19 protein-coding genes and 1 pseudogene are annotated in these 22,957 nt (G+C 46.4%); 8 read left to right on the top strand and 12 right to left on the bottom strand.

Annotated features, from left to right (window positions below; all coding sequences use genetic code 11):
* The first annotated feature begins 369 nt into the window (after positions 1 to 369).
* On the top strand, positions 370 to 1,905 hold the full coding sequence (locus C9I98_RS17840) for a YjjI family glycine radical enzyme (RefSeq protein WP_036832100.1): 1,536 nt from the start codon (positions 370 to 372) through the stop codon (positions 1,903 to 1,905).
* Entirely contained in the window at positions 1,871 to 2,734 is an 864-nt protein-coding gene (locus C9I98_RS17835; RefSeq protein ID WP_036832102.1) for a YjjW family glycine radical enzyme activase, read from the top strand. Before C9I98_RS17840 ends, C9I98_RS17835 begins: the two co-directional genes overlap by 35 nt.
* 38 nt (positions 2,735 to 2,772) lie before the next feature.
* Here the strand turns inward: C9I98_RS17835 and C9I98_RS17830 are convergent, their stop codons facing one another.
* Complete coding sequence (locus C9I98_RS17830; RefSeq protein WP_036832104.1) at positions 2,773 to 3,696, bottom strand: LysR family transcriptional regulator; 924 nt, start codon at positions 3,694 to 3,696, stop codon at positions 2,773 to 2,775.
* A gap of 95 nt (positions 3,697 to 3,791) precedes the next feature.
* Positions 3,792 to 4,445, bottom strand: coding sequence for a GTP cyclohydrolase I FolE (folE, locus tag C9I98_RS17825; protein WP_036832105.1), 654 nt, complete (start codon positions 4,443 to 4,445; stop codon positions 3,792 to 3,794).
* Positions 4,446 to 4,670: 225 nt separating this feature from the next.
* Here folE and moeA point away from each other — a divergent pair, with 225 nt between their 5' ends.
* From moeA to C9I98_RS17810, 3 genes are all read left to right on the top strand, one after another.
* Positions 4,671 to 5,903: a molybdopterin molybdotransferase MoeA gene (moeA, locus tag C9I98_RS17820; protein WP_036832108.1), complete on the top strand. Its 1,233-nt coding sequence runs from the start codon at positions 4,671 to 4,673 to the stop codon at positions 5,901 to 5,903.
* A gap of 12 nt (positions 5,904 to 5,915) precedes the next feature.
* On the top strand, positions 5,916 to 6,674 hold the full coding sequence (moeB, locus tag C9I98_RS17815) for a molybdopterin-synthase adenylyltransferase MoeB (RefSeq protein ID WP_107272290.1): 759 nt from the start codon (positions 5,916 to 5,918) through the stop codon (positions 6,672 to 6,674).
* A 265-nt stretch (positions 6,675 to 6,939) separates the two neighbouring features.
* Positions 6,940 to 7,311, top strand: a complete 372-nt coding sequence (locus C9I98_RS17810) for a hypothetical protein (RefSeq protein WP_107272289.1) — start codon at positions 6,940 to 6,942, stop codon at positions 7,309 to 7,311.
* 196 nt (positions 7,312 to 7,507) lie between these two features.
* Here C9I98_RS17810 and C9I98_RS17805 read toward each other — a convergent pair whose 3' ends face one another.
* The 5 genes and pseudogenes from C9I98_RS17805 to C9I98_RS17785 all read right to left on the bottom strand — a co-directional run bounded on the left by C9I98_RS17805 (position 7,508) and on the right by C9I98_RS17785 (position 12,229).
* Positions 7,508 to 9,112 (bottom strand): peptide ABC transporter substrate-binding protein, encoded by a 1,605-nt coding sequence (locus C9I98_RS17805; protein WP_107272288.1) that lies wholly within the window; start codon positions 9,110 to 9,112, stop codon positions 7,508 to 7,510.
* A 195-nt stretch (positions 9,113 to 9,307) separates the two neighbouring features.
* On the bottom strand, positions 9,308 to 10,066 hold the full coding sequence (gene deoR, locus C9I98_RS17800; RefSeq protein ID WP_107272287.1) for a DNA-binding transcriptional repressor DeoR: 759 nt from the start codon (positions 10,064 to 10,066) through the stop codon (positions 9,308 to 9,310).
* Positions 10,067 to 10,362: 296 nt separating this feature from the next.
* Positions 10,363 to 11,097, bottom strand: a pseudogene (locus C9I98_RS17795) (carbohydrate porin); the annotation flags it as partial.
* The gene (locus C9I98_RS17790; RefSeq protein WP_245907178.1) at positions 11,087 to 11,596 is read right to left on the bottom strand and encodes a transmembrane anchor protein; all 510 of its coding nucleotides are present in this window, start codon (positions 11,594 to 11,596) and stop codon (positions 11,087 to 11,089) included. The gene C9I98_RS17790 and the pseudogene C9I98_RS17795, both read right to left, overlap by 11 nt.
* Positions 11,597 to 11,614: 18 nt before the next feature.
* Positions 11,615 to 12,229, bottom strand: a complete 615-nt coding sequence (locus C9I98_RS17785; protein WP_425440729.1) for a HupE/UreJ family protein — start codon at positions 12,227 to 12,229, stop codon at positions 11,615 to 11,617.
* A gap of 832 nt (positions 12,230 to 13,061) precedes the next feature.
* Here C9I98_RS17785 and C9I98_RS17775 point away from each other — a divergent pair.
* The gene (locus C9I98_RS17775; RefSeq protein WP_420848063.1) at positions 13,062 to 13,733 is read left to right on the top strand and encodes a type II secretion system protein; all 672 of its coding nucleotides are present in this window, start codon (positions 13,062 to 13,064) and stop codon (positions 13,731 to 13,733) included.
* A 156-nt stretch (positions 13,734 to 13,889) separates the two neighbouring features.
* On the opposite strand, the gene C9I98_RS17770 is transcribed toward C9I98_RS17775, so the two are convergent.
* On the bottom strand, positions 13,890 to 14,339 hold the full coding sequence (locus C9I98_RS17770; RefSeq protein WP_081878817.1) for a bactofilin family protein: 450 nt from the start codon (positions 14,337 to 14,339) through the stop codon (positions 13,890 to 13,892).
* Positions 14,243 to 15,193: a M23 family metallopeptidase gene (locus C9I98_RS17765; protein WP_036816662.1), complete on the bottom strand. Its 951-nt coding sequence runs from the start codon at positions 15,191 to 15,193 to the stop codon at positions 14,243 to 14,245. Before C9I98_RS17765 ends, C9I98_RS17770 begins: the two co-directional genes overlap by 97 nt.
* A gap of 245 nt (positions 15,194 to 15,438) precedes the next feature.
* Between C9I98_RS17765 and C9I98_RS17760 the strand changes: the two genes are divergently transcribed.
* Both C9I98_RS17760 and C9I98_RS17755 read left to right on the top strand, forming a co-directional pair.
* Positions 15,439 to 16,551 carry an efflux RND transporter periplasmic adaptor subunit gene (locus C9I98_RS17760; RefSeq protein WP_036816660.1) on the top strand — a complete coding sequence of 371 codons (1,113 nt, stop codon included), beginning with the start codon at positions 15,439 to 15,441 and terminating at the stop codon, positions 16,549 to 16,551.
* A complete protein-coding gene (locus tag C9I98_RS17755) occupies positions 16,551 to 19,736 on the top strand; it encodes an efflux RND transporter permease subunit (RefSeq protein ID WP_051901815.1) in 3,186 nt (1,061 codons plus the stop codon). Before C9I98_RS17760 ends, C9I98_RS17755 begins: the two co-directional genes overlap by 1 nt.
* A gap of 144 nt (positions 19,737 to 19,880) precedes the next feature.
* Here C9I98_RS17755 and C9I98_RS17750 read toward each other — a convergent pair whose 3' ends face one another.
* From C9I98_RS17750 to C9I98_RS17740, 3 genes are all read right to left on the bottom strand, one after another.
* On the bottom strand, positions 19,881 to 20,189 hold the full coding sequence (locus C9I98_RS17750; protein WP_036816658.1) for a hypothetical protein: 309 nt from the start codon (positions 20,187 to 20,189) through the stop codon (positions 19,881 to 19,883).
* A gap of 168 nt (positions 20,190 to 20,357) precedes the next feature.
* The gene (gene cydB, locus C9I98_RS17745; protein ID WP_036816657.1) at positions 20,358 to 21,356 is read right to left on the bottom strand and encodes a cytochrome d ubiquinol oxidase subunit II; all 999 of its coding nucleotides are present in this window, start codon (positions 21,354 to 21,356) and stop codon (positions 20,358 to 20,360) included.
* A 21-nt stretch (positions 21,357 to 21,377) separates the two neighbouring features.
* Positions 21,378 to 22,781: a cytochrome ubiquinol oxidase subunit I gene (locus C9I98_RS17740; protein WP_107272284.1), complete on the bottom strand. Its 1,404-nt coding sequence runs from the start codon at positions 22,779 to 22,781 to the stop codon at positions 21,378 to 21,380.
* Positions 22,782 to 22,957 lie beyond the last annotated feature (176 nt).

Below are 22,957 nucleotides of genomic sequence, written 5' to 3'. Positions count from 1 at the left end.
GAGCTAAAAGCGCTCTTTACCGTCCTTGTACTCCTATAGGTTTAGTCAAAAAATTGACATAACAGCAAGCGATTCACTGTCGCACAAATAAAACGCTGATAGAATTATCAAAATAGTAGAATTTAATCAGACACTTAAAATAGATATTAGTACATCAATATTGTTCACTCCAAAAAAGCAAACTAGCGCTACTTAGTATTTTTTTGTGTTTAACGCCAAAGCTTGATTAACAACAACGTACAGGCTCAAATATCATGACGCTTATCCGCTGTTTTCTTTTTTGGAAATTAATTGTTGGTTATTTTTCACTTCAAGAAATTCACCTATCCCTTTATCTTATAACCATATACAAAGCATGGTTAAATCATCATGAAGACAGAAAACAAATTCCAACAAATTGCCTGCGATCCAACCCTATCGCCAAAACAAAAATCACAATACTTAGCATTGGAAGCGGATGCGCAAATCCCATACCTTGATGTTTCCGACCGCGTTAAAGACGCAATGGACGCCGGTATCTTGTGCGACATGTTCGAAGGCAATGCGCCTTTCAAACCCCGCTACGTATTACCAGACTATGCAAAATTCCTAGCCCAAGGTTCTGACTACCTTGAATTGCCACCAGCAAGCAGTTTCGACGAAGCACTGAATCACCTAACCATCATTTATCACCACGTGCCATCTGTCACCAATATTCCGGTATACCTTGGCCAGCTCGATGAGGTATTACTGCCGTTTGTCGGTGATCTTGACGAAGAAACGCTCTATCGTAAACTTCGCTTATTCTGGATCATGCTTGATCGCACCCTTCCTGATGCTTTCATGCACGTGAACATTGGCCCTAGCGATAACATCATTTGCCGCACTATCTTGCGTGTCGATGCTGAACTGAAGCAGGTCGCACCCAACCTGACCTTCATGTACGATCCAGCTCAAACGCCAGACGAGCTACTTCGCATCGCCAACCACAATATCTGCGAATGCAGCAAACCGCACATCGCCAACTTCCCAATCCATGCCAATACCTTTGATGATAAAGGATTTGGCATTGTCAGTTGCTACAACTCGCTACCACTGGCAGGTGGCGCCAACACACTGGTTCGTATGAACTTGAAAGAAGTGGCGTTAAAAGCAAACTCAAGCCAAGACTTCTTTGACAACGTGCTACCAAGCTATTGCACGACCATGTATGAGCTTATCGATGCCCGAGCCAGTTTCCTCCACCAAGAGTCTGGCTTCTTTAACAGTTTCTTAGTCAGTGAAGGGCTGATACACGAGAACCGCTTTGCACCGATGTTTGGCATTTATGGTATGGCCGAAGCGGTGGCGACCTTGCTGAAAAAAGACGGCAGTGAAGCCCGTTACGGTCACGATGAAACAGCCAATGCCCTTGGTATTCGTATCTCAAAACAACTCAGTGGTATTGTGACCAATACGCCAGTCAAATACGGCTATCAAGAACGTGCCCTTCTCCATGCCCAAGGCGGGATCAGCCTAGATATTGATGTCACGCCAGGCGTTCGTATTCCTTACGGCACAGAGCCCGATCCGGTCACCCACATTCAAGCGCTGGCCGCCCATCACCAATACTACCTGTCAGGTATTAGCGATATTCTGACCATCGACGAAACCGTTAAATCAAACCCAGAAACCATGTACCAGCTTTGTAAAGGCGCACTGGCAATTGGGTTCCGCGAGTTTACAGCCAATGTTCATTCCAACGACTTGGTGCGGGTGACTGGCTACATGGTAAAGATGTCTGATATCGCGAAATTCCAACAACAAGGCTCGCGAACCAATACCACAGGTTTAGGGGCAGAAGCCGCATCAAATACCGGCATACTCAATCGCAAACCACGAGTCGTTAGTAATGAACAATCGCCACGTTACTGCAACAGTCAGTAAGGTTCTTAACTTCTCTTGCGTCGACGGGCCTGGCAACAGGCTCGTCATTTTCCTGCAAGGCTGCAATTATCAATGCAAAAATTGCCACAACGCGCATACCATCGGGTTATGTGATCACTGCGGCGATTGTGTTTCCCCCTGCCCGTCGGGCGCGCTATCTCTGGTAAAAGGCAAAATACACTGGCAAGCAGATCAATGTACCCACTGCGATACCTGCCTTGCCATTTGCCCTCGCCAATCGAGCCCTAAAACGGCAGAAATGAATGTCGACCAGCTTATAACGCTCATTCACAAGCACCACTTGTTCCTGACGGGCATTACCGTTAGCGGCGGCGAAGCGACCTTGCAGCTGCCGTTTATCATCGCCCTATTTAATGCCATCAAAAATGACAATGAGCTCAAGCACCTAAGTTGCATGGTAGATAGCAATGGCAGCCTCAGTGTAACCGGTTGGGAGAAACTGCTTCCGGTATTGGACGGCGCGATGATTGATCTAAAAGCTTGGCAGGAAGATACCCATCGCTATATTACCGGCCGTAGCAACCATCGGGTTATCCAATCAATTGAGTGGCTAACCAAACACGACAAACTTGAGGAAGTACGCTTGCTGCATATTCCTAGTATCACTGACTATGAACCGGAAATAGAGGTTGTTGGCCACTTCTTGAAGAGCCTACCAAAGCGTACAACTGTCCGGCTCAATGCATTTCAGCATCATGGGATAAGCGGTGAGGCATTGACATGGGAGGCATGTAGCAAAGCAGAAATTGAAGCGCTGGCGGCTAAATTAAAGCAGAAGAATATAGATACTATTTATCGAGCACCATAGCTCTCGAACACATATAGCTTAAATCGGAGCTTTTCCCGTTAAATAGCCTGGGAAACAGCCATGATTTGCTCATAGAGCCAACGCTGGGCGGGATCATTCATGCTCGGCTGGTGCCATACAAGACTGTAAGAGACTTCACCATAATTAAACGGCAAAGGTTTGGATATCAAGCCTTTAGCCTGTTGCGCAGCTTCTGCCCATTTCTTTGAGCAGGTAAACAGTAACTCACTTTGCTGGCAGATCAACGCGGCCCCACCAAAGTCAGCGACATTCACGGCAATTCGACGCTTTTGATGCTGCTGAGCCAGTTGCATTTCAAAGAACGGGACATTCAGATCACTATCCATGATCCCAACATGGCCATAGCTAAGGTAGTTATCGATAGTCAGAGGTTCGTCGGCTAGCGGATGGTTTGGGTTCATCAAGCACACCATCTCGTCTTCTATCAAGCTTTCCCACACCAAGTTATTTTGCGAGCTCGGCGGCTGGCTCTTGTCATGGGGCAAAATAATAAAATCGAGTTGGCCTTTCGACAGGCTTTCAAACCCCATGCTATCCCGCGACCATATTTCCAATCGCATACCAGGCGCTTGCTCGAGTACCCTTGCAGTTAGCCTCGCGGCAATAAGCTCAAACGTACTTTCACGCATAGCCAATGCAAAGCGACCTTGGTAAGAGGCAGGATCAAACGCTTCTTGAGTCAGCATCTGATTCATTTCATTGATCATCTGATGAACAGTGGGCCCTAGCCGCCTTGCAAGTGGTGTCGCGACCAGCTGGTTGCCGTGACGATAAAACAACTCGTCATTAAGGTTTTCGCGCAACTGGGTCAGGGTTTTACTTACCGACGAGGGGCTCAAGCAAAGGCGCTCGGCACTGGCAGTGACACTCAGCGTATCAAGCATGACATGCAAGGTGATCAGGTGCTTCATGCTAATTCGGGATAACTTGATTAAATCCATGCGCTTTCACTGTTCATATTCGACAAAAAAGCCAGTAGCTTAAGCTACTGGCTTGTTTCATAATAAATTATTCTGCAATGGCGTCAAATGAAGATTTAGCGAACACCATGTAAAAATTCTGCACGGGTTGCTGGGTTACGTTTGAAAATTCCCCCCAGTGCCGTTGTTGTTGTCACACTGGTCGCATCCATGACACCACGCGCCTTCACACAGTAGTGCGTCGCATCCATGGTGACAGCCACATCATCACTTTCAAGCAAGGTTTGCAGCGCAACTAAGATCTGCTGAGTCATTCGCTCTTGTACCTGAGGGCGTTGAGCAAAGAAGCGTACGATACGGTTAATCTTCGACAGGCCGATAATTTTACCGCGAGGAATGTATGCCACCGTCGCTTTACCATCGATAGTCACCAAGTGGTGCTCACAGGTACTGGTTAGGGTGATGTCTTTCACTCGTACCATCTCATCACAGTTCATCTTGTTTTCGATAACCGTGATCTTTGGGAAGTTGGCATAATCCAGACCAGAGAACACTTCGTCGACATACATTTTGGCGATACGATGCGGAGTTTCTACCAAGCTATCATCGGTTAGATCTAATGAAAGAAGCTCGAGGATCTCACGCATGTGGTACTCAATCTTCTCTTTCTTTTCTTCGCGGCTGACTTGCTTGTCAGTCATTGGTGTTTCAAGGCCACGATCAACCAGTGCTTGGCGCACCTTCAACGCAGATTCGCTTAATGCTGTCATTCTATTCCTCCAACCTACTGGCTTGGGTATAACTAAGCAAAATTAAGCGCTTAGCTGATGATAAATCACCCAAATGAGCATACCAGTAATATTTCTGTCCGAAGGATACCTGTAATTCACAACAATTACACCACGTATTTAATACGGCATTAGTGATGAGAGGAATTTTTTGTCATAATTACTGACCACACAAAAGATAATAAAATGATTGATGGATGCCAAATTATGGGATGTTGTGACACACCGGGCTTGATGCCTGTAGCCGACGCGCTAACAAAAATCTTAGAGCAAGTTAAACCACTTGAAGCTACCCACACTGTTGCGCTTAACGACGCGATGGGATTAGTACTGGCAGACGATATTCGCTCACCAATTAACGTGCCCCCTTTTGCCAACTCTGCGATGGACGGTTATGCCCTGCGCGCCGCTGATTTAGCAAACACTGATACGCTGACGCTTGCAGGTAAATCTTTCGCGGGTATTCCGTTCGAAGGCGTTTGCCAACAAGGTCAATGCATTCGCATCATGACGGGCGCCCAAATGCCTGACGGTGCCGATACCGTCATCATGCAGGAAGAAACCGAGGTCGACGGTGATAACATTCGATTCACGGCAAAAGCACCGGCAGGGGATAATGTTCGCCCTATCGGTGATGACGTTTGCCAGGGTGATGTTGTAGTGGCAAAAGGTACTCGTATTACCGCCCGTGAAATGCCATTGCTAGCCTCTCTTGGTATTGCTGAGCTACCTGTATACAAACGCCCTACCGTAGCATTCTTCTCTACCGGCGATGAACTACGCCCTGTCGGCGAACCTTTGGAAGCCGGACAGATTTATGACAGCAACCGTTACGGTATTCGCGCCCTGCTTGAAAAATTCGGCTGCGATGTCATGGATCTTGGCATCATTCCAGATAGCCCAGAAAAACTACGTGAAGCTTTCGAAACCGCGACTCAAGCAGATGTGCTTGTCACTTCTGGCGGCGTCAGCGTCGGCGAAGCAGATTACACCAAGGACATTCTCGACGAGCAAGGCGAAATCGGTTTCTGGAAAATAGCCATGAAACCAGGCAAGCCGTTTGCATTTGGTACCATCAAAAACACTTGGTTCTGCGGCCTACCTGGCAACCCGGTGTCGGCAATGGTAACCCTATACCAACTTGTACAGCCAATGCTGGCGAAGCTTGCTGGTCATAACCAGTATCAACCACCCCAGCGCATGACAGCGGAAGCAACAACGGTATTCAAAAAGCGCCCGGGCCGTGCCGACTATCAACGCGGTATTTATAGCATCAATGCCGAAGGCCAAATTGAAGTTGCCACCACAGGAAACCAAGGCTCTGGCGCATTTAGCTCGATGCATCAAGCCAACTGCTTTGTGGTACTAGAGCAAGAGCGCGGCCGCGTGATGCCGGGCGAAAAAGTAACCATCGAGCTGTTTAACCATTCAATGTACTAACAGGATACACCCGTGGTAGAACTTACCGACGCAGAAATGCTGCGCTATAACCGCCAGATCATCCTCAAGCAATTTGACTTTGATGGTCAAGAAGCGTTGAAAGAGGCATCTATGCTGATCCTTGGGGCTGGCGGGCTGGGCTGCGCCTCGACACAATATCTAGCGGCGGCAGGTGTTGGCAAACTGACGCTCATTGATGATGACAAGGTCGAAGTGTCTAACTTGCAGCGACAGGTGCTTCACAATGACAGCACTGTGGGCGAACTGAAAGTCGACTCGGCCAAACAGGCGCTGACAACTATCAACCCAAATACGCAGGTTGATACCATTGCCAAGCGCCTCAATGATCAAGAATTGGATCAGCTCATCCAGCAGCACACCATTGTGCTTGATTGTAGTGATAACGTTGAAACTCGCAACCAATTGAACCGCCTGTGCCACCAGCATAAAACACCGCTGGTTTCCGGTGCGGCCATTCGTATGGAAGGACAAATCAGCGTTTATACCTATCAAGATAACGAACCTTGCTACCAGTGCCTAAGCGCCCTATTCGGTCAACAAACCTTAAGCTGCGTCGAAGCTGGTATCATGTCACCCGTTGTAGGGATCGTGGGTGCGGTACAGGCCATGGAAGCCATCAAAGTCGTGGCAAACATGGGACAGCCGCTAACCGGCAAAATCTTAATGCTGGATGCAATGAGCATGAGCTGGCGTGAAATGAAACTTGGTAAGCAAGCCAGCTGCCAAGTGTGCGGCTCAGCAGCGACGTAAAGTTCAGCCCAAGCGACACCGTAAAAGAATTAGCGCCCAATCAGGTAGCTTGCAGCCAGCATGTAAATGCTGGCTTTTTTCTTGCTCAATTATTTGCAGAAGATACAGTTTACACAAACAGTTACAAAGCAGTAACAGGTCATTAATCCTTCATTTTACGATTTAAATTATCATAGCCTATAGGATTTATTGATCTCCCTTATATCACTGATAAACAGGGAGCAATGTGAATGACGGTCGACGAATTTGCATCTGTGAGCTTGCTATGGACGTTAAACTGATAAAGCACCTAACCGAGTCATCGGTGTGTATCTTTGTGCTGTACTTTTGTTTTCACTGGCTGATGACAAGGTATGCGGGTGAGTTTTATACCGACTTGCTATGGAAGTTTTACGGCTTTTACTTTACCTCTGCAGTACTGTTCATCACCCTAGAAGTATTACAATACTACCGCAGTAGCTCTTGGGGTTACCTCGCCTATGCTTTCGCTACTATTGCGATCATAACAACCTCTTTTGAGCCCAATATCTTAAGTGAAGGGTTTCATAACCTAATAATTGCTGTTGGGTTTCTTGGCTTTTTGTTTGGCATGCTCCAATGGTGGAACGATGTCAAAGTTTCCCATGATTTCGAATAGCCAAAAGCAATTGCGGTTTAATTGCAAAACGGCTTAGCTACTTTGTATTTTGACCCTGAGATATGTAACACACTGTAACTAATCTCATATAGCCAAGCAGCTTGGGTATATAACCAAAAGCCGGAAATCATTCCGGCTTTTTATCGTCTTCATTCAATCTAGGTTGCACACCCTGCTGTAAATTGAATAAGGGGTGCTATTGGATCAAATACAAATCACGGGTATATCGTGCTTCTGCCGCATTAGTTGTTGAATAGCCGCCGACCTTAGGACTCTTTAGCACAGAGCGGGTGTAGTGGTACAACGGAATAGCCGGCATCTCTTCAGAGAACACGGCCTCTGCTTGTTGATAGAACTGGTTTCGCTGTTCATTGCTTGGCGCCTTGATTGCCTTCGCCATGGCTTCGTCGTAAGCCTCGCTAGACCAACGAGCATAGTTCATACCGGAACTTTCAAAATATGATAAGAAGGTGGATGCCTCATTGTAATCACCGATCCACGCATAGCGAGCAACCGTGAAATCTTTTTGAGCCAGCTTCTGTAGGAACGTCTTCCACTCTTGGTTTGCCAATGTCACCTTCGCGCCTAGCGTTTGCCCCCACATTGATGACATCACAATTGCCAGTTTCTTATGCGATTCCATGGTGTTGTAAACCAGCTCAAACGATAGCGGGTTCGACTTATCAAACCCAGCTTCTGCAAGTAATGCCTGTGCTTTTTGGTTACGCTCTTTCTGGCTTAGCTCGCCCCATGCCAAACTAGGTGGGGTGAAGCCGTCAACTGAAGGCGGCGTAACACCATAAGCTGGCACCTGCCCTTGCCCAAGGATCACGTTGGTCACCACATCACGATCAATCGCATACGCCAATGCCTTCCTTACACGTGGGTCATCAAAGGGAGGCTTATCCACATTGAACAAGTAATAGTAAGTACCCAATGAAGGCATGGTCAGCAATTCACCTGGTCGCTGCTTCTTAATTGCGGCGTATTGCTCCAATGGGAATGACGACGTGATATCTATTTCACCGGTACGGTAGCGATTATACTCCGCCGTCATATCCGAAATCGGTAAATAGGTCACCTTGTTAATTACTGTCTTGTCGTTATTCCAATAGTTGGGGCTTCGCTCCAGAATAATACGCTCGTTTAGCGTCCACTCTGCCAATTTATAGGCACTACTGGTGACAATATTTTCCGGCTTAGTCCAAGCATCGCCGTGGGTTTCTATGGCTGGTTTGTATACTGGGAACGTCGATTCATGGGCCATCATTTTGACAAAATACGGCACGGGTTTATCAAGAGTCACTTGCAGGGTTTTATCATCAAGCGCTTTTACGCCCAAGGCTTCAACAGCCAACTTACCTTCATTGATTTTGCCGGCATTTAAGATATGTGCCGTGCTGTAATACCACGCATAAGGGGCCGCTGTTTTCGGGTCAACAACACGCTTAAAACTGTATTCGAAATCACCCGCGACAATTGGCTCACCATTAGACCACTTAATGTTGTCACGTAAGTGGAAAGTGTACACCTTGCCATCAGCCGACTGCTCCCAATGTGTTGCCAATGCTGGGATGATCTTGCCATCAGGGCTTTGGGTTACCAAACCCTCAAACATGTCGGATATTACACGTGAACTTGAGGTATCTGATGAGTAAGAAGGATCTAAGGTCGGTACTTCATCGCCGTTACCGCGTACTATTTCCTGAACCTTGGCCAATGTTACATCTGCAGCCCAAGTGGGGCTCGCCGCTAACATAGTTATGGCAGCGGCAATCACGGTAAGCTTACTTCCTTGCATAGTCTTTCCTTGTGATGAGAGTAATAAATGCGTAACAAGCTTATTAACATACACTCATATTCAACAAGGCGATATGCTAAAAATCACAAATGGTTTGGTTGTATTAACCACCTTTGTGCGAGATATCACAACCTCGTATTGTGCAAGAAACAATCAAGCAAACACCCTCTCCCCAATTTATGTCACTAACAAAGGTTAGCTTTTTCGCCTTAGCCCCACGGCCTGCAAATAAGCATCACGCAGTGGCACCTCGCTGATAATTTCATCAACATCTGCCAATTGGCATGTGGCCGCACGCTTTACCCTTTCAAATTTACTGCTATCGGCAACGAGCACCACCTTCTGAGACTGCTTCATCGCTTTTTGCTTATAGGGAAGCTCTGTCAAAGCGTAACAAGTGATCCCCTGCTCAAGAGACACACCCGCCGCAGACATAAACATCAGATCAAACCGGAAATTATCGATTTCAGAAATATCCGATACGGGATAGAAATGGTTGTGGTCATCATCAAATTGCCCACCGCACAAAATCGCGTGGCAATTAGGCTTGTTCTTCAACGCCAAGAAAACATTCAACGAAAAGCAGACACCGGTAAACCTGAGCTCATCGTCTATAGCGTGGATAACATGGACAGTTGTCGTGCCGTTATCAAAAAAGATTGTTGAGTTATCCGTGACTTCTAAAGCGGCAATTTCACCTATTTGATGCTTTTCCTTTACGTGGTTCGCGTTTTGCTCATTGATCTCATAACCCGTTTCCGTGGTACGGAATTGCTTATTGAAGATATAGCCGCCAAGCAAGCTCATGGTAGGTGGTGGGTTGGTCAGATCGCGGCGAAGTGTCATCTCGGAAACACCCAGTGTTTCTGCAATATGCCCTAGGCGGAGTTTCTCATGGTTATGCAAGAGATCGGTAATTTGCTGTATTCGTTTATCGCGTTTGCTCTCAGACATCCTCGTCCTGTTTCAGTAAATCGATTTTCACTCTGGGTTAACCATACCACAGGATTGATAAAGACTCGTCCGATGAATTTGGCAACCTATAGTGATCAGCACAGCAATTATGAGAATAAAGACAGCTGATTCGTATGCAACTCAGTGTGATCAATATACTTGCATAAACTTCAATAAGTTAGCGTTTTACTATCTCTAAATGGGGAGGCATTTAACCTCCCCGACTAGATTTTATCTGCCTGCTTAAAGCTGGGGCAAATATGTATTCATCAGCATGAGGATGAATAATCGCCTTCTTAGAACTCGTAGAATAATCTTAGACGCGCACCAAAGTCATCTTCTTCAGCAAACGCATCAGAGTGAGGTTGTGCATCCAACTTGTTATTGACCGTTGTGTAGTAACTACCCAACAACACTGAGAAGTCTTCAACTGACAATACATCCTTAAACTCGTATGAGGCATACCAAGTCGACACTTTCACGTCACCTTCTGCCCAGCCTGAAAATTCTTTATTTTCATATTCATTATGCGAGTAAACATAACCCAAGCCGAAGCTGTTCCAAAGGGCGTTCATTCCCAATGTCATATTGTTTTCGTCCACAGCATCTAGGTATGCTGCGTTTAAGTTAATGTTCCAATCACCGTTGTTCCAGTTACCTGTTACGCCGTAACCGGTGCGTTCTGAGATATCGACGCCATCAGCCACAACTGCATTCGAAACCATATTCGCTTCCATCGAGGCTGCAACGGTAAAGTCACCCATGCTGTACGCAACAACAGGACGGATCAAGAAGGCATCTTTAGAAGCGTCGATCGTTTTACCATGGTACTGACTGCCAATACCGCCATTAAACAGGTTGGAGCGATCACCTATCATTGAACCCAGTTCAACATAAAGATTACCAAACTGCTGGCTGTACATGATCTGACCGTCAGAGCCACGGCCTCTTGCTTCCTTCATTTGGTAAACATAAGCCGAGCCATCGGTATAAAGTTCATTCGATGTATCACCAGAGTACTCAAGGAAAACGGCCTTTTTCATAACTTATCGAGTTACCATTTCCATCGCCGTGCGTATCGTAATTGACAGGGCCACCTTTTGCTATCCATTCAAATTGAGCTGTTTGGCCTTTTTCCATCACCAATTTTACTTCAGCCCCTTGCCCAGGTTTAAGGGAAACCATAATCTTATCTTTCCAAACAGGCACTGTTTCGACAGTACTTTCTTGCTGAGGGGTTATCAGCTCAGGTTCATCCGTGACAGGCTCATTTTCAGCGCTTGCCACAACAGTAACCACTTCACTTACCGCCCTGTCTTCTGCCGCCTCCTGAGCGAGCTGTTCTTTAATTTCTCCCATCTCTGTTAATCCCATCACCCGCCCCACACCTGTTGGATCGATAGCATACTCGGCAGGTAGGATAACGGTGACCAAAAGTGCCACAGCCACTCCCAATGCGATGAAAGTTGAACGGACTAGCTGCTTAGTTGTTGGAAGCTCAGCACGATTCGGCATATCTGAGTTATACATAATTAATTCCTTTATTGATTATTGAGCGACAACATAGCCCGTTAACTGATAACCAATGAGCATGAAACCTAAGCTCATCATAACGACATTGACTGAATAGGCTTGACGATAAAAACTGGTATGTCGCCGCCAGAAGCCCATTACAATCAAAATAGTGCCAAGTGCAATTAGTTGCCCAATTTCGACACCAATGTTGAACGCTAATAGATTAGGAACTAACCCATCAGGAGAGATATCATATTCGATGATTTTAGACGATAGCCCAAAACCATGACAGAACCCAAACAGCAAGGTTGCTAGTTTTGTATTGGGTTGCACACCGAACCAGCGCTGAAATGCGCCTAAGTTATCCATTGCTTTATATACGACAGATAACCCAATAATCGCATCAATAATGTAGCTGTTGATACCTATATTAAAGTACACCCCAAGCAGCATAGTAGACGAATGCCCCAGAGCAAAAAGGCTCACATACAGAGCAATATGCTTCATTTTGTATAGAAAGAAGATCACACCAAACAGAAACAAAATATGATCATATCCTGTCACCATATGTTTTGCCCCTAAATACATAAAAGCAACAATATTGGTGCCTGTAATTTCTTGTATGTACCCTTTATCACCTTGCGCCACTGCGTGAGCAAAAGCATCTGTACTTATGAATGTGAGCAAACCTAGTATGAGATAAAGTATCCATTGACTAAGCCACGAAGCTAAATAAGAAGGTAACCTTCTTATTCAATGTAAATCGAGTAAATTCATTTTATTACCAAGTATTTATAAAGATATTTATTAGCCGCTCATTGCGACACTTATCAACTAAATAACAAGGCTTTTGGGGGACGTTCGATTGTGAAAGGTTTATGGCGAGGTGATCCACTTTCTTGCTTATCATAGCTGGTGCTCAATAGCCTTTCCAAGGAAAAGTAATGATTTTCCTTAAAACTCACATTGTCATATACATGGTTATGATTACTTGCATCATGATAAAACGAGTACTTATCATCGATGGTATGGGTATGATTTGATTCATGGGAGTGCTCACTATCGAATGTGGATAGTAAAGGCATACTATGAGACCGAAATTCACCTATGACAGATGAAGTCATTCCAATTGCGAGGATGAATAGCATCAACAAGCTAATACATTTTGTTATTGCTTTAGACGCCATACACCTTCCCGGTATCAGAATGAATCACAGAAAACAACATTGTTATATTATAACAATGTTAAAATATCAACCACAAATCCAACAATTACACCAATACCGCCCAAAACTTTTAACAATAAATACAACCGCAAAAAACAAGCTCCGTTGCAACGTTTGTACACTCAAGCACTCGAGCTTTGGATACTTACGGAGCCATGGTATGCCAAACTTCAAAGGCCGTCACTTTAACCGCAAAATTATTCTCTCGGCAGCTGAATTTTTGGTTTTAAAGTAATCTGATATAGGCTTTCTCGTTGGATAAGTTTAAGGTTATAGAAAACAACGCGCTGAAGAATATAGGTTATACATTGAAGTTTTTTTCGTACACTAAGAAATGGAAAACTATCTTATTAGGGTTAACAGCAATCGTTGGTAGCACGATTGCATACCATCAATTTACAGACAAACCTTCACAAGCCGATCAAGTACAAGCAGTTCTAAACGATCTAGAGACAGTATTAGATGCCGCTAGACAATATTATCTCGACAACGGTGCTCTTCCCCCAATCACTTCAGATACTGAGCCTGAATTTGGTTACTTGAATATCAATAATCTGATCGCTAACCCTGGTTTGAAGACTTGGCGTGGTCCTTATTTACCATATGATGATACTTGGATCGGCGGCGAGCAATATATCAGCCACCCACAATACATTGCCACACAGCTACTCCTAAAAGAAACGAACAGTGCATGGGTACGAGGAAGCTCCCCCACAGGTTGTCAAACGACTTCATCCTCATGCTCTCTAGCTGCTTGTATTTGGCTAGTTCCACTAGAGGTTGCACAAGAAATTAATCACATTGTTGATGGTGAAGTGAGCTTAGAGAGCTCTGATGCGAAAGGAACAATACGTTATGACCAAGCTTTGCTAGGCAGCCTGATTTGCATGATCGGCGATAATTACCCCATGCCACCAGGAAAATAAGGATTGCCAGGGTAAGGGAGTGGCAACATAGAATCAAGGTACTAATGCGACTATTCGAAACCTACTACAGAGCAGAACCTATTTATTTAATGCAACCTGCCAACTTCAGCTATATCACAAAACCAAACTGGCAGGTTGCACACAAACTAACCTCTATCATGCATTGGCTGCTGTCGCTTTCTTCGGGATCGCTTTGTTCGATTCTTCTTTCTTTTCTGGCTTCTTATCCTGTTTTAGTTCAACAACTTGCTCTTTTTGCTCCGGGTGGGTGCTGCCTAGGAATTTACCGCCGCGAGCAATGCTGAGATCATCGCAGTAGATATCCCCTTCGATCTTGCCGTTTTCTAAAATCTCGATGGTGTTGGCATAGCACTTACCTTTGATGATACCGCCCACTATCATTTTGTCGGCAAACACCTCTCCTTCGATACGGCCTGATTGGCTCACCACCAATAGTTTCTCTAACCGAATTTTGCCTTCAATGCAGCCATCAACTTGAATATCGCACTCTAGCTTGAGCTCGCCTTTGATGTTGCATCCTTGTGCGATGATAGTTGTAGTTGCAAGCTCACCCGTTGCTGCACTTTGTTTATTAAAGAAGCCCATTTTACTATTCTCTCTTGTTCAAAAATTGATTCGAAATTATCACTATTCCAATCGACAAACGGTCGCGGGTCTAGCGCACGCCCGATGAACCGGATCTCGTAATGAAGGTGGGGGCCTGATGACAACCCCGTGTTTCCCGAGTACGCAATAAGATCGTGTTTATTCACGAAGTCCCCACTGCGCACAACAAACTTTTGCAAATGCGAATATGACGAGGAAAAACCAAAAGCATGTTCGATTTTAAGGAAGTTACCTGAACCACTTTTACTTGGCCTGATCACTTCAACCACCCCATCGGCTGGGGCATAAATTGGCGTGCCGGTGTTGACGGCAAAGTCGAGCCCCCGGTGCATTTTCCGTCTGCCTGTAACTGGATGGGTTCGAAAGCCAAACTGGGATGATTGGCGGGCGTTTTTTACTGGTGAGCCATTGGGTACCTGCTCTAATACCATGTGCCTAACCGCAGAGTTCACCGCGGCGAGATCTAGCCTTGCCTCGATAGGTGCTTCGCCATCACCATGCACGCCCAGCACGTTTTCGATATCCAATAATCGGTCTGACACTTGCGCTAAGCGAGATTCCCGTTCATCCAAATCCTGCTCTAAATCCGCCTTTAGCGATTGCAACGACGATAGTTGCTGTTCAAGGTTACCTGAACGAACTTCCAATTCTGCTTGTATTCCCCGCGCAGAAGCGCGATCATGAAGTAAATACAAGATGCTGCCTGCCACGGCCAACACTGCCACCAGCAATCCGTATCCTGACCAACGTAGAAATTGTTGCGTGCGTTTACTAAGTTGCAACGACTTGGAGCCGCTAACAGTGGAAATTGAAATGAGAATACGTTGGTTCATGGACGGTCATCAGAAAATAAAACTCTCTGTGTACAGCGACAACTTTGATGGAGTGGTTAAGCCAATAAGCTGAATCAATCGGCTTTGGTCGAATCGACTCAACGAAATGCGACCCATATCATTATTAGCTACCTGTATCACCTACATCAGTACAACTTTTTGATAACATGTAAATCCAAGTTATCTATAAAGTTCGTATCAATAAAGACTTCGCCTTTTTAATTGTGCTCACAAGGAAGTGACCGATGGCTTCAATAAAACAAGCATTATCAAAACGCCCATGGATTATCTCACTGTTCATTTTGGCACTGCTGTCGCTATGGCTCTTTAGCGGTTATCTCCCCTCAGCCCCATCAGCAGATGAGCCAGCTGGTCAACAAGCCGAAGCTAAACCAGCCAATATCACCCCACCATTAGCAAAAGTGATCGTCGAGCAATTTACGCCCCAACCGGTTACCCGAACTATTTCCCTATACGGGCGAACAGCCCCAGATCGCCAAGCTACCCTTGGGGCTGAAGTCTCCGGTACGGTCGAGAAACTGCTGGTGCGCAAAGGCCAACGAGCCAAAACTGGTCAGCCATTGCTTCAACTTGCCAAGGCAGACCGCGAGCTGCAATTGCTTCGCGCAAAGGCGCTGCTAAAAGTGAGGGATCAAGAGTTCAAGGCGGCACAATCACTCCGAAAGCGTGGGTTACAAGGTGAAGTGGCACTAAGCCAAGCCGAGGCCGCCTTAATTGAAGCGAAAGCCGATGTACGAAGTCTTCAAATCGCCTTAGACAATACTGTCATCTATGCCCCATTCGATGGCATTGTCGAAACCCTTCACGTTGAGCAAGGTGACTACCTTGGCGTGGGCGATCCTGTTGCTAGCGTTGTCGATCTCGATCCTCTGGTCATTAATGCCGATATCAGCGAACGCCATATCGATAAGGTTTACCTCAATCAACCTGCCGACATTAACTTGGTCACAGGTTTTAGTACCCAAGGCGAGCTGCGCTATCGCGCGTCGGTTGCATCTGAACAGACCAACACTTACCCAATCGAAATTGAAATTCCCAATCCTGATATGACGCTTACCGCCGGTATCAGTGCCGATGTTGAGCTAATTCTGGAAACCAAGCCTGCAATCAAAGTCACACCATCTATGCTTGCACTAGATGAAGCAGGAAACCTCGGTATCAAAACCTTGGCTGCACAAGATACTGTAGCCTTCCACCCCATATCTCTGGTTAAAGTGGAACCTGATGGTGTTTGGCTTGGCGGGTTTGATTCTCCTGTGAATATCATCACAGTCGGGCAAGGTTTTGTCCGCGATGGTGACAACGTTGAAGCGGTACAGCAGCTTGGGAGTGAATAATGATAGCCATTATAGATGCTGCGATTAGTCGCTCTCGAACCATCATTACATTACTGATATTGGTGCTTCTCGCCGGAATCGCGACCTATCGGGAGATCCCTAAAGAATCCAACCCAGATATCACTATCCCTATCATCTATGTGTCAGTCTCGCACCAAGGCATTAGTCCGGAAGATGCCGAGCGCTTGCTTGTCCGGCCATTAGAAAAAGAGCTTCGCTCCATCGAAGGGGTGAAGGAAATGACGGCTACGGCTTCCGAAGGCCACGCCTCGGTGGTACTGGAGTTTAATGCGGGTACTGATCTCAATGAAGCCCTTACCGATGTACGCGAAGCGGTCGATATTGCCAAGGTAAAACTGCCTGAAGACAGTGACGAGCCAACTGTCCATGAAATCACCCTAGCCAGTGAAGAGCCGGTATTGTCTTTGGTGTTGTACGGTACCGTACCCGAGCGCACCACCATCCAAATTGCCCGAGAGCTACAAGACAAGCTAGAAAGCTACCGCCAAATCTTGGAAGTGGATATTGCGGGCGACCGAGAAGATGTTGTAGAGGTGCTGGTTGAACCATTATTGATGGAAAGCTACGGGCTCGATCAGGAAGATGTGTTTAACCTGATTGCTCGCAACAATCGCGTGGTTGCCGCTGGTTTCATTGACAGTGGCTACGGTCGCTTTTCAGTCAAGGTGCCTTCTGTCTTCAACTCCCTAAAGGATATTCTGGAGTTACCTATCAAAGTCGATGGCAATAAGGTCGTCACCTTTGGCGATGTAGCGTCTATCCGTCGTGCCTACCGGGATCCTGAAAGTTTTGCCCGCCTCAATGGTCAATCGGCCGTGGTACTTGATGTGAAAAAACGTGCCGGTGAAAACATCATTGAAGCAGTAGAAATAGTCAAAGCTGTCATTACCGAGGCGCAAAAACGCGAAGAGTGGCCTAACAACCTCTTGGTTGAGTACACGCTAGACCAATCGAAAGAAGTTAAAACCATGCTTAATGACCTGCAGAACAATATCTTGTCTGCAATCATCTTGGTGGTTATCGTCATTCTCGCGATCCTTGGCTCACGTACGGCATTTTTGGTGGGTATTTCAATCCCCGGATCTTTCCTAACCGGGTTACTGGTACTGGCCATCAGTGGGCTCACCGTCAATATCATCGTGCTGTTTGCCTTAATCATGGCAGTCGGTATGCTGGTTGATGGTGCCATTGTCGTTACTGAGTTTGCCGATCGCCGGATGCAGGAAAACATTCCGCGCAAGCAAGCCTACCAAGAAGCAGCCAAGCGTATGGCATGGCCAATTACGGCTTCAACAGCCACCACCCTTGCCGCTTTTGCCCCTCTGCTATTTTGGCCCGATACCACGGGTGAGTTCATGCGCTACTTGCCGCTTACCTTGATTGCCACCCTGACGGCCTCGCTGTTGATGGCACTGGTGTTCGTTCCCGTGCTCGGGACTGTATTTGGCAAGCCAAAGTACACAACGAAAGCCGAACAACAACGTAAAATCGCCATTGAAAACGGCCAATTTGATCAAGCGGTCGGGCTAACCAAGCTGTACTTAAGTAGCCTTGCTATCGCAATTAAGCATCCTTTGAAAATTTTAGCCAGCGCCTTGGTTTTGGCAGTGTTGGTCGCCTTTGCTTATGGCAAAGCCGGACTAGGTGTGGTTTTCTTCCCTGAGGTCGACCCACCACACTTTACAATCAAAGCCCGCTCTCATGGCGATCTTTCTATCTACGAAAAAGATGCGCTCATGAAGCAAATTGAGTCGCGTGTGTTTGGTACTGAAGGGATTAAGAGTGTCTACACCCGAACAGGGGGCGATGACCAAATCGGTCAAATTCAGCTGAACCCAATGGATTGGCAGTACCGCCGACCAATTAAAGAGATCATTGCAGAGCTTCGAGAGAAAACCGCTGATATTGCTGGCGTTGAGCTGGAATTCAAGTTCCCACAAGCAGGGCCGCCAAGTGAGCACGATCTCGTCATTGAAATAACGGGTATCAACCCGCAAGACATGGAGCAAGCAACAGCCCAAATTCGACACTGGATAGAAAGCAAAGCAGCATTCACCAATATTTCCGATTCCGCCGATAAACAAGGTATCGATTGGACCATTAATATCAACCGTGATGATGCGGCCCGCTTTGGCGGTGATGCCACCTTGGTCGGTAATACGGTTCAGTTTGTTACCAATGGCCTCAAAGTGGGTGATTTCTTGCCTGATGATACCGATGAAGAAGTCGATATTTTGGTTCGCTACCCCAATGATAAACGGGACGTAGGGCGCTTCGATGAGCTGAGGGTGAAAACACAGTACGGCATGGTGCCTATCACCAATTTTGCCAGTATTTCCCCTGCCCCTAAACAAAGCACGATCAATCGTATTAACGGTAAGCGCGTACTGGAAGTCATGGCTGATATGGCTGAAGGGTACAACCTAAGCCTGATGTTACCGGAAGTTGAAGCCGCCATTGCAGAGATGACGTTCGCCAAAGGTACTCAGGTGCAAGTTCGCGGTCAGAATGAAGATCAAAACAAGTCTTCCGCCTTCTTAAAGTCGGCGTTCTTGGTTGCGCTAGCAGTCATGGGACTTATCCTGATCACGCAGTTCAACAGCTTTTACCAAGCATTGTTGATCCTCAGTGCCGTGCTCTTCTCGACTGTTGGCGTGTTCCTTGGCTTGCTTGTGTTCCAACGTCCGTTTGGCATCATCATGTCAGGGATTGGTGTCATCGCCTTGGCCGGTATCGTGGTCAACAACAACATCGTATTGATCGACACCTTTAACCAACTGCGAAAACAACGTTTAGACAAGGTAGAAGCAATAATGCAAACCGGTGCCCAGCGTTTGCGTCCGGTATTGCTTACCACCATCACCACGATTCTTGGCTTGATGCCAATGGTGCTTGAAATGAACATCGACCTAATCAACCGTAAGATTGAGTTCGGGGCACCGAGTACCCAATGGTGGTCACAGTTGGCAACCGCCGTTGCCGGTGGTTTAGCCTTCGCAACCCTGCTGACATTGATTCTTACCCCATGCCTGCTGATGCTGGGTCGAGACAAGCAGAAAGTAGCTAGCGCACAACCTCCGGCAATTAAAGTTGAAGACAATGAGACAGAAATTGAACAATACGCTGGGAAGAAAAAAGAATTAGCTCAGAGTGAGTTCGCCTAATGCAAAAACATATCTGCTAATTGCTTAAGCTTTTAATAAATTAAACTTCAGGGGGCGAAATTCATTTTCGCCCCCTAATTATTTGGGTGAGGGGAATACTGCTTCTAAAAAACGGTCATGAATAACCAAAGCTAACTATCTTGATTATTCAAAAAAGAATAATTGCTCCTGACTGACACCCTCTTCGCCAAAGCTGATCAACCCGGCACCAACAACATCACCAATCTGCCATTTACACCAGGCTTTTTCACCATCAACCATCACTTCGGTAATCATCATTTGATCACCGAATGCTTTTAATTCACCGATATAACTCGGTAAGTCGCCCTTTTGATGCACAACACCATTTTTATCCAGAAGCTTATAATCAGCGGTTACATTCGCAGCAATCGCACTCGCATCGAGACTGCTAAACCCACTTGCATAGCCACCTAGTTTATCTTGTGCTGACATAATCAATCCCTCTACTCTACGTAAAGTAAATTACCCTTGGAGTATAGTAGCCTGGTAGCCATCAGCTAAGCGCCCAACGAACAATGACGGCAATCAACGACACGACCGCAATACCGCCAAGATACAATGCAGCAAACCAAAACCAACGTTTAAAGCATGGGTTGATCATTAATGGTAACCCTCATCTTCTTTCAATTTGCCTCTGAACACCCAGTATGAATAGGCGGTGTAAGCAATAATCAACGGTAATAGGAACACTGCCCCACTCAACAAAAATTTCAAACTGGTATCAGGTGCAGCAGCTTCAGCATAGGTCAAACTGTGCGGCACAATGTATGGATAAGTGCTGACACCAAACCCTAGAAATGCCAAGAAGAATAACCCCAAGCTAACCAAGTAAGCCTGCACGGGCTTGTGCTCCATCAAATCTTTAAACAAGAGATACACCAGGTAAGCTGAGCAACCGGGAATTAACAAGAACAAAAAGGCTTGCGGGAACGAGAACCAACGGTCGGCAATCACTTCATTGCCCAGTGGCAACCATAAACTCAAAATACCGACCATCACTACCATTATCAACGCACATCGCTTCGCGATCGGATAAAAGCGTTGATGATAACCGTCTGGCATTTTAATCAGTAACCAACACGCCCCCAGCAAGGTATAAGCCGCAACTGTCACAAAGCCGCAGAACACACTAAATGGCGTAAACCAATCAAACCAACCACCACTGTATTGGCGATCAACCACTTCAACGCCTTGTAACAAGGTGCCCAATATCATACCTTGGCTAAAGGTCGCGGCCAGGGAACCAATAAAGAAAGAGCTATCCCACAAGAACTGCCCTCGCTTCGTTCTGAATCGGTATTCGAAAGCCACACCTCTGAAGATAAGTCCCAACAACATTACAATGAGCGGCGCGTACAACGCTGGCATTGCTACCGCGTACGCGAGTGGAAATACGGCAAACAACCCACCGCCGCCCAGCACCAGCCAAGTTTCATTACCATCCCATACTGGCGCGATACTGTTCATCATTAAGTCACGCTCTTTAACCGATTCGCCAGAAATAAACAGGATACCGATGCCAAGATCGAATCCATCAAGAATGACATAGGCGAACACGGCTATCGCAATCAATATGTACCAAATTAATGCGTAATCCATGATGGCTCCTTGTGTAAGCAATTACATGGTTAACTTGTTCGAAGAAGACAACGACTCTTTGTCGCTCCCCCCCTCACTGGCTACCGGCACAATGGCTTCAGGTGGTTTCTCATACTTGGTTGGTGACTTGCGCATCAAACGTAATAGGTAGAAGATACCTGCACCAAACACAGTAAAGTAAACAACCACAAAGGCAGCAAGAGACACACTTACCGCTGCGGCATCAACAGGTGAAACCGAATCGGCGGTACGCAGCAATCCGTAGACGGTAAAGGGTTGACGGCCTACTTCGGTGGTTATCCAGCCACAGAGCAACGCGACAAACCCTGATGGTGCCATGATGACGCAACATCGATGGAAGTTGGTGTGGTGATAAAGATCATCTTTCTTGCGCAACCACAAGCTATAAAGGCCAATCGCCAGCATTAAGAAACCAAGGCCAACCATGATGCGGAAGCTCCAGAATACAATGCCAACTGGCGGATGATCTTCTTCGGGGAATGCATCTAGCCCAAGCACTTCCCCATTCCATTCATGCTTTAAGATCACACTGCCCAAATGCGGGATCGCAATTTTGTAGTCCACTTCTTTGGTTTCTTCATTCGGTAGGCCAAAGAGAATAAGTGGCGCCCCTTTCTGGGTTTCAAAGTGGCCTTCCATTGCGGCAATTTTGGCAGGCTGGTGCTCAAGGGTATTTAACCCATGCAAGTCACCCACGACAACTTGTATTGGCGTGACAATCGCAGCCATCCACATTGCCATGGAGAACATGGTTCGAGCCAAATGATTTTGCTGCGAGCGGAGCAAGTGATAAGCAGCCACGCCCCCCACCACAAACGCCGTGGTTAGATACGCCGCTAGCACCATGTGAACCAATCGGTATGGGAACGAAGGGTTAAACACCACCGCCCACCAGTCTTCTGGAATGTATTGGCCCAACTCATTCATTGAGTACCCGGCGGGTGTTTGCATCCAGCTATTCACCGACAAGATCCAGAATGCCGACATTAATGTCCCTATCGCGACAATCACGGTCGACATAAAATGCAGCTTCTTACCAACCCGGTTCATCCCAAACAGCATCACACCAAGAAAGCCCGCTTCAAGGAAAAACGCGGTGAATACCTCGTAACCCATTAATGGCCCCAGCACCGGCCCGGTTTTGTCGGAAAAAACACTCCAATTGGTACCAAACTGGTAACTCATCACAATGCCACTTACCACGCCCATACCAAAACTGATGGCAAAAATTTTTATCCAATAATGGTAAAGCTCAATGTATTTATGCTTGCCTGTTTTAAGGTACAAACCTTCAAGGACGGCAAGATAACTGGCTAAGCCAATCGTAAAAGCGGGAAATATGATGTGAAAGGAAACAGTAAATGCAAATTGAAACCTAGCTAAATCAACAGCTAATTCATTCATAGCAGCTCCTAGTTGTTCCAGCTAAAAGCGAATACCAATCTGAGTTTGTTAACATAATTAACTACGCGCTGATTAACAGTATGGTTCATCCTGCTGGATCCGTAGCAAGATCCTCCTATTAGTTCATAATGGTATTCGCCCTCTTCTCTGGTCTTTTCTGCCACTCGCCCAGTTTG

The organism is Photobacterium sanctipauli (genome assembly GCF_003026495.1).
Classification (GTDB): domain Bacteria; phylum Pseudomonadota; class Gammaproteobacteria; order Enterobacterales; family Vibrionaceae; genus Photobacterium; species Photobacterium sanctipauli.
Note: the sequence above shows the minus strand (reverse complement) of the source record. Positions and strands in the feature narration are given on the sequence as shown.

Excerpts from the sequence above, each read along its gene's own strand:
- C9I98_RS17840 (WP_036832100.1), top strand. The coding sequence starts at position 370 with ATGAAGACAGAAAACAAATTCCAACAAATTGCCTGCGATCCAACCCTA.
- C9I98_RS17835 (WP_036832102.1), top strand. The coding sequence starts at position 1,871 with ATGAACAATCGCCACGTTACTGCAACAGTCAGTAAGGTTCTTAACTTC.
- C9I98_RS17830 (WP_036832104.1), bottom strand. The coding sequence starts at position 3,696 with ATGGATTTAATCAAGTTATCCCGAATTAGCATGAAGCACCTGATCACC.
- folE (WP_036832105.1), bottom strand. The coding sequence starts at position 4,445 with ATGACAGCATTAAGCGAATCTGCGTTGAAGGTGCGCCAAGCACTGGTT.
- moeA (WP_036832108.1), top strand. The coding sequence starts at position 4,671 with ATGGGATGTTGTGACACACCGGGCTTGATGCCTGTAGCCGACGCGCTA.
- C9I98_RS17810 (WP_107272289.1), top strand. The coding sequence starts at position 6,940 with ATGGACGTTAAACTGATAAAGCACCTAACCGAGTCATCGGTGTGTATC.
- C9I98_RS17805 (WP_107272288.1), bottom strand. The coding sequence starts at position 9,112 with ATGCAAGGAAGTAAGCTTACCGTGATTGCCGCTGCCATAACTATGTTA.
- deoR (WP_107272287.1), bottom strand. The coding sequence starts at position 10,066 with ATGTCTGAGAGCAAACGCGATAAACGAATACAGCAAATTACCGATCTC.
- C9I98_RS17790 (WP_245907178.1), bottom strand. The coding sequence starts at position 11,596 with ATGTATAACTCAGATATGCCGAATCGTGCTGAGCTTCCAACAACTAAG.
- C9I98_RS17770 (WP_081878817.1), bottom strand. The coding sequence starts at position 14,339 with ATGGGCTTCTTTAATAAACAAAGTGCAGCAACGGGTGAGCTTGCAACT.
- C9I98_RS17765 (WP_036816662.1), bottom strand. The coding sequence starts at position 15,193 with ATGAACCAACGTATTCTCATTTCAATTTCCACTGTTAGCGGCTCCAAG.
- C9I98_RS17760 (WP_036816660.1), top strand. The coding sequence starts at position 15,439 with ATGGCTTCAATAAAACAAGCATTATCAAAACGCCCATGGATTATCTCA.
- C9I98_RS17755 (WP_051901815.1), top strand. The coding sequence starts at position 16,551 with ATGATAGCCATTATAGATGCTGCGATTAGTCGCTCTCGAACCATCATT.
- C9I98_RS17750 (WP_036816658.1), bottom strand. The coding sequence starts at position 20,189 with ATGTCAGCACAAGATAAACTAGGTGGCTATGCAAGTGGGTTTAGCAGT.
- cydB (WP_036816657.1), bottom strand. The coding sequence starts at position 21,356 with ATGGATTACGCATTAATTTGGTACATATTGATTGCGATAGCCGTGTTC.
- C9I98_RS17740 (WP_107272284.1), bottom strand. The coding sequence starts at position 22,781 with ATGAATGAATTAGCTGTTGATTTAGCTAGGTTTCAATTTGCATTTACT.